We start from the raw sequence: 13,249 nt of genomic DNA, 5'->3' as shown, positions 1-13,249 counted from the left end.
GTATTGTTTTCAATTATTGCCTTTTATCGATTCTAAAGAAATTTACTGATTAATCTAATTTCTATCGTACTATATATGAAGAACAATTTTACTTGGATTTATATCCTTTTATTCCCAATTTTAGTGATAGGACAAACCGATCAAAAAAAAGAAATTAACCAACAACTTCAAACTTGGGTTTCTATCAATACGGTTACAAAATTTGCCGATCATTGGGGTATTATTGGGGATTTTCATATCCGTCGAAACGATTTTGTATCTGATCCTAGTTTCTATTTTATAAGAGGAGGCGTCACTTATATTCCTAATTCAAACGTTTCATTAAACTTAGGATATGCGCATATGTGGCTGGCACCTTCAAATGAAGACTGGAGTACTTTTGCAAATGAAAACAGGATTTATCAACAGGCACAATTAAATGCTAAAGTTGCCAATATAAGTATTTTGCAGCGCTTAAGAAACGAGCAACGCTGGCAGGAAAAAATGGTTGACGATAAACCCAGTGGAGATTGGCGTTTTACAAATAGAATCCGCTATTTGATGAGTTTTACTTTCCGAATTTCCGATAAAAAATCATGGCCATCCATGGTTCTTTCAGATGAAATTCTTTTACAATTTGGCGAAGAAGCCGTCTATAATACCTTTGACCAAAACCGCTTTTTCGTCGGAATCAAAAAAACAATAAACCCAAAATGGAGTTACGATTTTGGGTATATGAATGTGTATCAGCAAAAATATTCAGGTTATCAATATGATATGAATCATACCATTAGACTGTTTTTTTATCTGAATACAAGTATCCGAAAAAAAGCCCCTTCAACTACTGAAAATTCTGGCGATGAATAATTTATTTCAGGAAAAAATCAGCATCAATTAAGCGATTTCCGGTTTCGTCATAAACAGCATAATTAAAACCGCCCTGAACGCAATACGAACCGTATTCGCCATTCTTGTTTAAAGCAATAAAACCAACCTGGATATCTTTTAAATCTTTATTTCTGTTCTTAGTCAATTTGACAATTCTGGCTACAGCTTCTTCACAGGCTTTTTGAGGCGATTTTCCCTGACGCATCAATTCAACAACCAAATGACAGCCAACAATTCTGATTACCTCTTCTCCATGTCCTGTTGCAGTTGCAGCACCAATTTCGTTATCAACATACAAACCTGATCCAATGATTGGCGAATCTCCCACACGACCATGCATTTTAAACGCCATTCCGCTTGTGGTACATGCTCCAGAAAGATTTCCGTCAGCATCTAAGGCAATCATTCCAATAGTATCATGATTTTCAATATTGGCAATTGGCTTGTATTTACTGTCTTTCAGCCATTCTTTCCACTCTTTTTCAGATTCTTCTAAAAGTAAATTTTCCTTTTTAAAACCTTGTTCCAATGCAAATTGCAAAGCTCCGTCGCCAACAAGCATTACGTGAGGCGTTTTTTCCATTACGGCTCTCGCAACAGAAATAGGATGTTTTATAAATTCAAGACAAGCAACAGAACCAATATTAGCGTTTTCATCCATAATACAGGCGTCAAGTGTTACGCGTCCATCTCTGTCTGGGCGTCCACCATAACCTACACTTCTTTCTTTTGGATCAGCTTCTGGAACTTTTACACCTGCTTCTACAGCATCCAGTGCTTTTCCATTCTTTTTAAGAACTTCCCAAGCTGCTTCATTCGCAGGAATTCCAAATCGCCAGGTCGAAAGTACAATTGGTTTCTTTCCTTTTTTAGAAAGTACTTTTTCATCTTTCTCAGAGTTCGTCTGAAAAGATTGCAATGCTACTGCAACAGAAGCAATTGCGGTTGTTTTTATAAAATTTCTGCGATTTGTCATGACTTGTATTTTAAAACTTGAAGAAAATAAGGTTTTCTTAACTGTAAATTTATAAAATCTATCCTTTATAAAACATACTTGAAGCACCTAATAAAGCTGCAATTTCATTATCAGTAGAAATAGAAACACCAATTTGGATTCCGCTTTCATTTATTTTTTTATTGAAAGCTGAAAGAAAAAATTGACTCGCATTAGCAATTTTTCCACCAATAATAAACTCATCCGCGCCAAATTTCTTCAACCATGGAATTGCAACTGCTGCCAAATTCTCTCCCATTTCTTCAAAAACTTTTTTTGCGATTTCATCACCATTCAAAGCAAGATTGTAGAGTTCTAATCCACTGTTGCTTTCTTTTCCTGCCAAAGTTTTGTAATTGGCCAAAAGACCTCTTGCAGAAACATAATCTTCAGCCATTCCATCATTAAAAGGAAGATTCCAAATTTCTCCATCTTGAGGAACTGATTCTCCCGATGAAATTGAAATTCCTTTATCAATAAAACAAGCTCCAAGTCCAGTACCAAGTGTCACTGCCATCACTTTTTTAGATAAATTTTCGGCATTTTTAAAAACTTCTCCTTTTCCAAAACAAACCGCATCATTTTCAAAAAGAATTGGAAATTCGCTTGATAAGTTTAATGTTCCCTGAAATAAATAACGCACATTCAAACCATAAAAATGTTCGTATTTTGACTGGTCTTTGATCCAGCAAAGTCCGTTAGTATAATCAAACGGACCAGGCATACAAACTGCAAGTCCGTTAATTGCTTCTACTTTAGAATTTTCAACCGAAGTCCGGATTACTTTTTCCCATATTGACATTACCTCATTCACAGGCAAATTAGAATCGAAAGATTCTTTTTGCACTGAAAAATCAATCACTTTCATATTTACAATATCAATGATTGCAGCAGTAATGTGAGTTCCTCCAATATCAATTCCAACGGCATATTCTTTATTCATTTCTTCTATTTTATCTTATTTTTGAAATTCAGTTTTAGCTTTTCAATTTTCATTTACGGCATAAAAATTCCTTCATTATAATATTGAAACTATAACTACAACTGATTTATTAACTTATTCTATTTCTGATTAAAGGAAAATTTTAGGTGTATTTTTCTTTTAAAATCTGTGGATATTTGATGCTCGTGTGAACAATCATTTCTCCGAAAAGTGTATTTGCCCAAGCGAACCATTTTCGGGTAAATTTTGCTACATCGTCTTTATGAAACGATTCGTGCATAAAACCAGTATCAGCATTTGTTTTAATCAAATTGCCAATGCAGGCTTTAATTTCTTTTTCATCAACACTTGTAATCGCTCTCAAAACAATACTCATTGGCCAAATTGTATCGGCACCTGTATGTGGGCCGCCGATTCCTTCACCCGCTTTTCCTTTGTAGAAAAAAGGATTGTTTTCTGAAAGCACTACTTTTCGTGTATTCAAATACAACGGACTGTCAGGCTCAATCGCTCCTAAATACGGAAGCGATAATAATGACGGAACATTAGCATCATCCATCATATGAAAACTGCCGTAACCGTTTACTTCAAACGCAATGATTTTTCCGAATTTTGGATGCTCAATAATTCCATTTTCTTCTAAACCTTTTTGAACCTGATTTCTTAATTCTGTGGCTTTGGCAACCAAATCTTTGTCCAACATAGCCGGTAAAGAGAAAATTTCGATCAAATAACCCAAAACTTCAATCGCAAACATATTGCTCGGAATCAAATATCCAAATAAAGTACTATCGTCACTTGGTCTAAAAGTCGAAACAATTAATCCGCAAGGTTTTACAGGATATCCGTAACCGCTTAACGGAACTCCGTCTGTCGCCCAGGCTGTTACTCTTTGGAAATTGTAAGGGCCTTTATCATGCCATCTTTGTTGTTCTTTAAAAGTCTGCAATACTAAAAGCATTGCTTCTTTCCATTTCTTATCAAATAGGCTTATGTCTCCAGTTTCTTTCCAATAACCATGAGCAAGTCTTATAGGATAACACAAGCTGTCAATTTCCCATTTACGTTCGTGAATACCAGGCTGCATTTTGGTCATATCATTTTTCCATTCGCTTACCTGATTAAAATCTTTATAAAAAGCATTCGCGTAAGGATCTAACAAAATACATTTTGTCTGACGGTTGATTACACCTTTTACCAATTCGGCTAATTTTTTATCTTCTTTTACAAACGGAATATAAGGCCAAATCTGCGCTGTACTATCACGAAGCCACATAGCATCAATATCTCCCGTAATTACATAAGTATCGGGTTTTCCATCGATGATTTCAAAATCAACTGTTGTATCTAATGTATTTGGAAAACAGTTTTCAAACAGCCATGCCAATTCTGGATTTGCAATTTGTTTTTTGATTCTGACAATCGCCGCTTCAATAGCTGGACTTGTAAATTTTCTTTCTGCTAAAGGTGGTCTTTTGCTGATAAAATCTTTAAGTGCAAAATTAAAACTGTCTGAATTCATTGCAAAAACATCCGTTTGAAGCGCTAATAATCCTGCTGAAAAAATGCCTGTATTTTTTATAAATTTTCTACGTGACTGCATAGTATTATTTTGAATTTGAATAAGAATATGGAAAAGCGTCTTTAGAAGTTCCTCTTTGTAAATTAGGTTCTGCCGACATATCAAAATTTAATTCGCCTCCTTTTAAAACATCAAAATGATTGATGTAATTTTTTGAGTAAGAAGCGTTATTCCATTTTAAATCATTTACATATTTATTGGTTTCTGAATTTTTTGAAGCGTTGATAATAAGCTGTTTGCCATTTTCTAAATTCAAAGTCAGCTTTTTAAACAACGGCGCGCCCAAAACATATTCGTCTGTTGCTGGACAAACCGGATAAAATCCCATTGCTGAGAAAATATACCAAGCCGAAGTCTGGCCGTTGTCTTCATCTCCGCAATAACCGTCCGGAGTTGGCTTATACAAACGATTTATTACTTCTCTTGACCAATATTGCGTTTTCCAAGGTTGTCCTGCATAATTGTACAAATAAATCATGTGCTGAATTGGCTGATTCCCATGTGCATATTGTCCCATATTCATAATCTGCATTTCGCGGATTTCATGAATGACCGATCCATAATAGCTATCATCAAAAACTGGAGGCGTCGTAAAAACAGCATCTAATTTTTCAGTGAATTTTTTCTGTCCGCCCATTAAATCAATCAAACCTTGAACATCATGAAAAACACTCCAGCTGTAATGCAATGCATTTCCTTCTGTAAAAGCATCTCCCCATTTTAACGGATTAAAATTAGCAGGGAAACTTCCGTCCTTATTCCTGCCACTCATCCAACCGATTGACGGATTATATAAGTTTTTATAATTCATCATTCGTTTTTCGAATAAACTGATTTCTTTCTTCGGACGATTTAAGGCTTTCGCTAATTTCCAAATTGCAAAATCATCATAAGCATATTCAAGAGTTCTTGCTGCATTTTCGTTAATTTTCACATCATAAGGAACGTAACCAAGTGTATTGTAATACGAAACTCCTTTACGTCCGACAGCTTCTAAAGGCCCTTCATTATTTGCTCCATGAACTAAAGCTTCATACAAAGTATTGATGTCGTAACCGCGTAATCCTTTAATATAAGCCTCAGAAACTACAGAAGCCGAATTATTCCCAACCATTACATTTCTGAAACCTGGACTTGACCATTCTGGCAAAAACCCGCCTTCTTTGTAATCGTTGATCAAACCTTCCTGCATTTCTTTATTTATTGAAGGATAAACCAAATTCAATAGCGGATATAACGCTCGGAAAGTATCCCAAAAACCAGTTCCGGCATACATGTAACCTGGCACAACATTTCCGTTGTACGGACTGTAATGAACTGTTTCTCCTTTTGCATTTATTTCATATTGCTTTTGAGGGAAACAAGTTGCACGGTACAAACAAGAATAAAAAGTTTTTAATTGATCCGCGTCGTTGCTTTCAGGAGTTATTTTTCCTAAAACTTTATTCCATTCATTTTTAGAAGCCGCAACTGTTTCGTTAAAAGAAGCATTTCCTAATTCTTTCAAATTAAGTTCTGCCTGTTCTGGACTTATAAATGATGAAGCCACTTTTACGTTTACAATTTCACCTTTTTTAGTTTTAAAACCTACAACTGCTCCTGCGTGATTATCTTGCAATTCCAGTTTGCCTTTTTCTAAACCTTTGTCATTCCAAGTCGAATTTGTTGCAAAAGGTTTGTCAAAAACCAATACAAAATAGTTTTTAAAATTAGTTGGAACGCCTCCACTGTTACGCGTTGTATAACCGATAATTTTATTTTCTGAAGGAATAATTTTGATATATGAACCTTTATCAAATGCATCTACAACAATTGAAGATTGTTCATTTTCCGGAAAAGTAATCTGAAAGTGTGCCGCTCTTTCTGTCGCTGTAATTTCTGTTGTAACATCATAATCAGCTAAATAAACACTGTAATAATACGGTTTTGAAACCTCGGCTTTATGACTGAACCAACTTGCTCTGTCCGCTTCCGCGAAAGCCAATTTGCCCGTAACAGGCATAATCGAAAACTGACCGTAATCATTCATCCAAGGCGATGGCTGATGGGTTTGTTTAAATCCTCTAATTTTTTCGGCTGTATAAATATAAGCCCATCCGTCACCCATTTTTCCGGTTTGTGGTGTCCAGAAATTCATTCCCCAAGGTCTGCAAATCGCTGGATACGTATTCCCATTAGAAAGACTATGTAACGATTGTGTTCCCATTAACGGATTTACATATTCTGCGGGATCAACGGTTTTTACTTGTGCATTCAGAAAAATGCAGCTTTGTAATACTCCTAAAAAAATTAAACTCTTTAGTTTCATATTATTATAAATTATTCTTATTCCATTCTAAACTCAAACTTTCAAAAACATCTACAAGACTTTTAAAACCTTGCAAGACTGAAAACGCTTTAAATTGGTCTGTCTGATTTCTTTACTCCAAAAGTTGCGGATGGTTTACTTCCCATAAACAATTTCAGCTCTCCTCCTTTTACAATCATTTCTTGCGTGATATATGATTTTGTGTAAGGTTTTCCGTTGTATTCCGCTTTTTGAATATAAATATTCGTTGCACTATTATCAATTGCTTTTATTGAAAATGAAATTCCCTTTTTATGATGAATTACTGCCGAATTTACAAGCGGACTTCCAAAAACGTAAACTCCATTTGCTGGATTAACTGAATAAAATCCCATTGAAGATAAAACATACCAAGCCGACATTTGTCCTAAATCTTCATTTCCACACAATCCATCAGGTTTTGTCGAATAGAATTTATCATCAATTTCACGAATTAATTTTGCCGTTTTCCAAGACTGTCCGGCAAAGGCATATAAATACGGAATATGATGATTTGGTTCATTTCCCTGTGCATATTGTCCAATTAAACCGCTGATATCTGGCGAAATTTCTTCTCCTTCTACTTTATCTGTAATTTGAAAAAGCGAATCTAATTTAGCCAAAAATTTACTCTCACTTCCAAATAAATCAATCAAACCATAAGGATCCTGAGGAACAAGCCAAGTATATTGCCAAGCATTTCCTTCGACATAATCATCTTTACGATGCGCCGATGAAAGCGGATTGAATGGTGTTCTCCAATTTCCGTCAGTTAATTTACCACGCATAAAAGTGGTTTCTTTATCAAAATAAAGTTTGTACAAATTGGCTCTTTTTGTGAAGTAATCATAATCTTCAGTCTTATTTAAAGCTTTTGCCATTTGTGCAATACAATAATCATCAATGGCATATTCTAAAGCATTTCCAACAGTTTCCAGCATTTTATCGGCAGGAATATATTGCAGTTTTTGAACATAATCCATTCCATCACGCGTTTGCATGGCTGTTTTTTTCATTGCTTCATACGCTAAAGCGACATCATAATCACGGTATCCTTTTAAGTAGGTATCAGCAATTACAGCAATCGAATGATTTCCATTCATGGTATTGGTTTCGTTACCCATCAAATGCCAAACCGGTAATCTTCCTTGTTGTTGGTAAATTGCCAAAAATGATTTTACAATATCATTAATTTTATCTGGCTGTGTTATTGTATATAATGGATGAAGTCCGCGGTAAGTGTCCCAAAGTGAAAAAGTTGTGTAGTTGGTGAAATTTGCTTTTTCGTACACTTTTTTATCCGTTCCTCTATAATCTCCGTTGGCATCATTAAAAATGGAAGGCGCAAACATCGTGTGATATAATGAAGTATAAAAAACCTTCATTGTTTTATCATTTCCTGTAATCTGGATTTTATTTAATTCGGCGTTCCATTTTGAAGAAGCCGTTTTAACCGTTTGATCAAAATCCCAATTAGGAATCTCCGCTTTTATATTGGCAGCGGCATTTTCAGCACTTACTGGAGAAATTCCAACTTTTACTAAAACTTGTTTGTTTTTTAAAGTTGTAAAATCCAAAACTGCTTTCATTTTCAAACCTTCGCCTTCGTTTCCATTTACAGCAGTTTTATCATCGTATAAAGCTAAATTCGAAATTGGTTCAGAGAATTCCATCGTAAAATAAACGCGTTGATCTGCTGCCCATCCAGCTGAAAAACGATAACCCGCAAGTGTTGTTTCGTTTATTTTTTTAATGAATGTTTTTACCGGTTTGTCCCATCCAATTCCGTCTGCAAGGTCTACTAAAACGTGATTATCATTAGCAGTATTAAAAGTGTATTTATGGAAACCAACTCTTTCGCTGGCTGTTAATTCAGCTTTGATTTTGTATTTATCCAATAAAACACTGTAATATCCTGGTTTACTTACTTCGTTTTCATGCGAAAAATAAGAGCCGTAACCGTTTACCATATCTTCTTTTGTTCCTTTAAACAAAGGCACTTTTCCCGAAACTGGAAGAATTAAAATATCGTTCAAATCGCCAATACCAGTTCCGCTTAAATGTGTATGTGTAAAACCTAAAATGGTATTGCTGACATAATTATAACCGCTGCACCAATCCCAGCCTTCAAAAATATTCACAGGCCCCAATTGAACGGCTCCAAAAGGAACATTGGCACCCACAAAAACGTGACCATGACCTGCTGATCCAATCAATGGATTTACATATTTTGTATAATCTACACTATTTTGGTTTGCTTTCTTTTTCTGCGCATCAACAGGATTTGCAAAAAACAAGTTTAAAGCGAAAATACCGCTAAAAGCTATTTTGGTATATTTTGTAAACATATAATCTTTTTATTATGACTTGCGTAATTGCCCGCGGATGAAACGGATTGAACTGATTTACGCTGGTATTTTTTTATTTTAGAACTTTAAAACTTTGAGGAGACGCACTACTGTGCGTCTCTACGGAAAGCCTTTGTCTCTTTGTCACTTTGTCTCTTTGTCTCTTTGTCACTTTGTCACTTTGTCACTTTGTCTCTTTCTCAAAAACCTTAGAACCTCAATAACTTAGAACCTTAGCACCTTTTTTAGTTGTATCTTTGTAAAACCTCATAAAGCGAATAAACCTTCAAAACTGGTTTCTCGATTTTCCCTTCAAAAGTGATTGTTTTTTCTTCTCCTGGTTTTAAATCGAAATAATTATCGCTCCATTTTCCTGTATAGCCTTTTATGGAAACATTTACATATTTAGCCAACTTTGACGCTTTTAAAACTACTTTGTTTCCTTTTATTTCCCAAGTAATTTTTGGGTCTTCCAATTTTAAATTGATCGGACGTGTTAAATCTATTTCTGGTGTTTTATCATCTCTGTAGGCTTCTTTCATGGCGTACCAAGCGGCTTTTGGCTGACGATCGTAATAATCGGTTACGCTCCAGCTTGCTACCGGCCAGCAATCGTTTAACTGCCAAACTAAAGTTCCCATATTATAAGGTGCTTTCGAGCGATGAATTCCGATAATATTTTTCAAAGAATAATACTGAAGACATTGTGTAAGATACGTATAATCCTCAACACTCATTTTCTTAAGTTTTGTCTCATTTATAAAATATCGATTCAAATACGAATCTAATTTCATGAATCCTTTACCCGCTTTTTGATGCGCTTCTAAAATATCAGAATATAAATATCGGTCTTCTGGCAACGTAATTCTTTCCATTGAAGAATAATTTGGCATTGCCTGCATTCCGTATTCGCTCACGAAACGGCCTGTTTTTTTCTGAACTGCTTCTACATCTTCTAATCCCCACCAAGTTCCCCAATAGTGGCTGTCGCCTTCTGTTAGACTTTCTGGTCTTGACCAGTGAAATCGTGGCGAAGAACTTATATATGGACGTTTATTATCAACTTCTTTCACCCATTTTGGAATACTGTCTTGGAACAAACGAACATAATCTTTCCATAAACGAATCGAATCTTGTTTGGACATATTCATGCTTTTTTGCCATCCCCAGTTTTTAAAAGCTTCGTCGGCTTCGTTGTTTCCGCACCACAAAACAATACTTTTATGATGACGAAGACGCTTTACCTGATACTGTACTTCTTTTTTAACGTTGTCGAAGAAAGCATCATCTCCTGGTACCATTGTTCCGGCGAACATAAAATCCTGCCAAATGTAAATTCCGTTTTTATCACATAAATCGTAGAAATAATCATCTTCATAAATTCCGCCTCCCCAAACACGAAGCATGTTCATGTTAGCATCTTTAGCCATTCCAATTACTTTTTCATACTCCTTTTTAGTCACTCTTGAAAGAAAAGCATCTGACGGAATATAATTGGCGCCTTTCATATAAACTGGCTTTCCATCAATTTTAAAAAAGAAAGTTTTTCCGAGATTATCCGGCTGTTGAACCAATTCTATTTTGCGATCCAGAACATACGGTTTTTCTGGTGTTTTTTCGTCATAAACTTCTAAACGAGGTGTTTTCCAAATACCGCAAGTGGTGAATTTTGGTCCCCAATCCCATCCGAAATGATATTGCGCTTTACGTACATAAGCACGTGGATTATCCGGAATTACAAAAGGAAGATCTTTTTTTGCCAAAGAATCCACAACATTTTGTGCCGATTTGAAAACAACAACCAAATCATTATTTCCAGATTTCAAAAGTTTTTTTACATCAACTCGCCATTGACGAAACATATTATCTGCTTTTAAAACTTCTTTGTTATTCAGATATACCGTTGCGTACGTATCTAATCCGTCGAAAACTAATTCGGCATTTTTCTTTTTTAAAAGCGTTGGCGAAACCTGAAAAGTAGTTTTGTATTCCCAATCTTTTTTCTCAATCCAAACCAGTTTCTTTTCATTGTCTCTGTAAAATGGATCTGGAATTGTTTTGTTATTCAACAAATCAGTATGGACTTCGCCGGGAACTGTAGCCGGAAACCATTTTTCGGTTTTGGTTTCACGAAATTGCCAACCCGATTTTATATTTATATTTTGGGCATTGGCAACAAATGAAAAACTTGCTGCACAAATGCCCAAACACCAATAAACTCTCTTTAAATGTTTCATTTTTACTGAATACTATATTATTATCGAATCAAATTGATCGCCGGCAGAGTGAGAAGTGCAATTGACCGCAATTGCGCTTCTCTTTTAGGTTTACATTTTAGAATAAAAGCAACTAACAAAATATTCAGAAAAAATTTCCCTTTTACGGCTGCCAAGCTTAGTTTATTTTAGATTTCTGATTTCAGATTCATAACTCTTAAAATCTTGATCATCCTAATTATATTCTTTTGAAAATAATCTCATCTTTTTCAGCACACGAATTTTATCGTCTGCGAAAAAAATGATTTTGAAAACTGGGAATAATTGGGTGATAAAACTCTTCTAATTTAATGAAAATCAAAATAGAAATTAAAAAATAAGCCGGGAGGAGGTACAGGTATTCCTACCCGGCTTAATTCAACTAACTAACCAATATTTAAAAACTATTGTTTATCCCACCAAATTCTGGTTGTCATTAAATCCAACCCTTGGCGTGAAATTGCTTCTTTATAATTTGCAGCATTTGTGATTAATTCTGACTGATCATAAATTAATCTTCTCGGAATTGTTCCTTTAGTTTCTCCAGTAGGATCATTTACAGGAACTAAAACTGGATATCCCGTTCTTCTGTATTCAGAAAATGCTTCAAAACCATTAAATAATAATACAATCCATTTTTGAGTAATAATCTGCTCTATTTTTTGTGCTTCAGTTCCGGCAGCTTTAAATGGATTTGCTGTGATATAAGTATTGTACTCAGCAAGTGAAACTGCAGGTACTTTGTCTCCAAAGATTACCAAAACTTCCATTGCAGCTCTAACTCCGTCTTCATATAATTTTTGAGCTGTTCCGCCAACATTCCAGCCTTTTACTGCTGCTTCTGCCAAGATGAATTTAACTTCAGCATAAGACATAATCAAAGTTGGAGCATCTAAACGCAATACTGTCGAAGTATTGGGATCTGAAAACAGTTTTTTGTCTCCTCCAGGAAATTCCTTTGCATCATTTGCAAGACCTTGTTGACTAGCAGGATTATTGTTTCCTGTCGCTTCCAATTTTGCATAAATTCTCAAACGAGGATCATTACTGTTTTTCAATAAATCAATAAAGGTTTTGCTGTATTTTGTGTTAGCATCTCCTCCATTTAAATCATTTCTAACCCAAGATGAAGTAATTGGATTTGTTTTAACTCCCTGTGGACCTGCATCATGTTTTAAAACAAGACTGTCATCATTTGAAGTAAAAACACCTTTTGTAACTGCTTTTTCAACATATTGTTTTGCTTTTGCAGGATTTACTTTTGACAAACGCATTGCTACTCTCAACATTAAAGAGTTTGCCAATTTTTTCCATTTTGTTACATCGCCTTGGTAATACAAATCGGCATTGCCTACAAATGCTTTGTTAGCATCTAAAGCATCTCCAGCTTCATCTAATTCTTTTAAAAGGTCATTGTAGATAGCTTCTTGTGTGTCATATTTTGGGGCAAAAATATTTCCGTTATATCCTTTTCCGGCTTCGAAATAAGGAATTTCACCATAAGTATCTGTCAATTTTTGGAACAAGAAAACCTTCATGATTCGGCATGCCTGAATTGTATTTGTGTTATCAGGAGCGTCTTTTATAACAGACATCAACTGAAAAATCTGGTTTAATCCTTTTCCGTATGATTCTCCAAAAAGAGAACCTGAATACTCAGAAGAATACGTGTATTTTGAACCTGGTCCTCCTAATGAAGAAAAGTGCTGTACAATTTGAGCTGCATAAGCATTGTTTCCTCTTGTGTTTGAGTAATCCTGACCGTCAACATAAATTTCAGCAAGTGTGAACATTGATTTTACAGCCGGATCAGTCAAAGCATTTGGATTCGTATTCATTTCTTCGAATCCTTTGTCACAGCTTGCCAATGTCATTGCACTAACAATTGCGACACAAAATATTTTTATATATCTATTTTTCATCTTTCAATTTTT

At 35.1% G+C, this 13,249-nt stretch carries 8 protein-coding genes; 1 reads left to right on the top strand and 7 read right to left on the bottom strand.

Annotation, left to right across the window (positions count from 1 at the left end; translation table 11 throughout):
* Positions 1-75 precede the first annotated feature (75 nt).
* Entirely contained in the window at positions 76-846 is a 771-nt protein-coding gene (locus ACNFIH_RS22290; protein ID WP_426484861.1) for a DUF2490 domain-containing protein, read from the top strand.
* Position 847: 1 nt separating this feature from the next.
* Here the strand turns inward: ACNFIH_RS22290 and ACNFIH_RS22285 are convergent, their stop codons facing one another.
* From ACNFIH_RS22285 to ACNFIH_RS22255, 7 genes are all read right to left on the bottom strand, one after another.
* Positions 848-1,843, bottom strand: coding sequence for an isoaspartyl peptidase/L-asparaginase family protein (locus ACNFIH_RS22285; RefSeq protein WP_426484860.1), 996 nt, complete (start codon positions 1,841-1,843; stop codon positions 848-850).
* A 58-nt stretch (positions 1,844-1,901) separates the two neighbouring features.
* The gene (locus tag ACNFIH_RS22280) at positions 1,902-2,804 is read right to left on the bottom strand and encodes an ROK family protein (protein ID WP_426484859.1); all 903 of its coding nucleotides are present in this window, start codon (positions 2,802-2,804) and stop codon (positions 1,902-1,904) included.
* Positions 2,805-2,946: 142 nt separating this feature from the next.
* Entirely contained in the window at positions 2,947-4,407 is a 1,461-nt protein-coding gene (locus ACNFIH_RS22275) for a glycoside hydrolase family 125 protein (RefSeq protein WP_426484858.1), read from the bottom strand.
* Between the two features lie 4 nt (positions 4,408-4,411).
* Positions 4,412-6,694, bottom strand: coding sequence for a GH92 family glycosyl hydrolase (locus ACNFIH_RS22270; RefSeq protein WP_426484857.1), 2,283 nt, complete (start codon positions 6,692-6,694; stop codon positions 4,412-4,414).
* An 89-nt stretch (positions 6,695-6,783) separates the two neighbouring features.
* The gene (locus ACNFIH_RS22265) at positions 6,784-9,060 is read right to left on the bottom strand and encodes a GH92 family glycosyl hydrolase (protein ID WP_426484856.1); all 2,277 of its coding nucleotides are present in this window, start codon (positions 9,058-9,060) and stop codon (positions 6,784-6,786) included.
* Between the two features lie 245 nt (positions 9,061-9,305).
* Positions 9,306-11,297, bottom strand: coding sequence for a beta-mannosidase (locus ACNFIH_RS22260; protein ID WP_426484855.1), 1,992 nt, complete (start codon positions 11,295-11,297; stop codon positions 9,306-9,308).
* A 422-nt stretch (positions 11,298-11,719) separates the two neighbouring features.
* Positions 11,720-13,237, bottom strand: coding sequence for a SusD/RagB family nutrient-binding outer membrane lipoprotein (locus tag ACNFIH_RS22255; RefSeq protein WP_426484854.1), 1,518 nt, complete (start codon positions 13,235-13,237; stop codon positions 11,720-11,722).
* Between the last annotated feature and the right edge of the window lie 12 nt (positions 13,238-13,249).

The sequence above is a fragment of the Flavobacterium sp. 2 genome (assembly GCF_049949195.1).
In the GTDB taxonomy this organism is placed as follows: Bacteria; Bacteroidota; Bacteroidia; order Flavobacteriales; family Flavobacteriaceae; genus Flavobacterium.
Note: the sequence above shows the minus strand (reverse complement) of the source record. Positions and strands in the feature narration are given on the sequence as shown.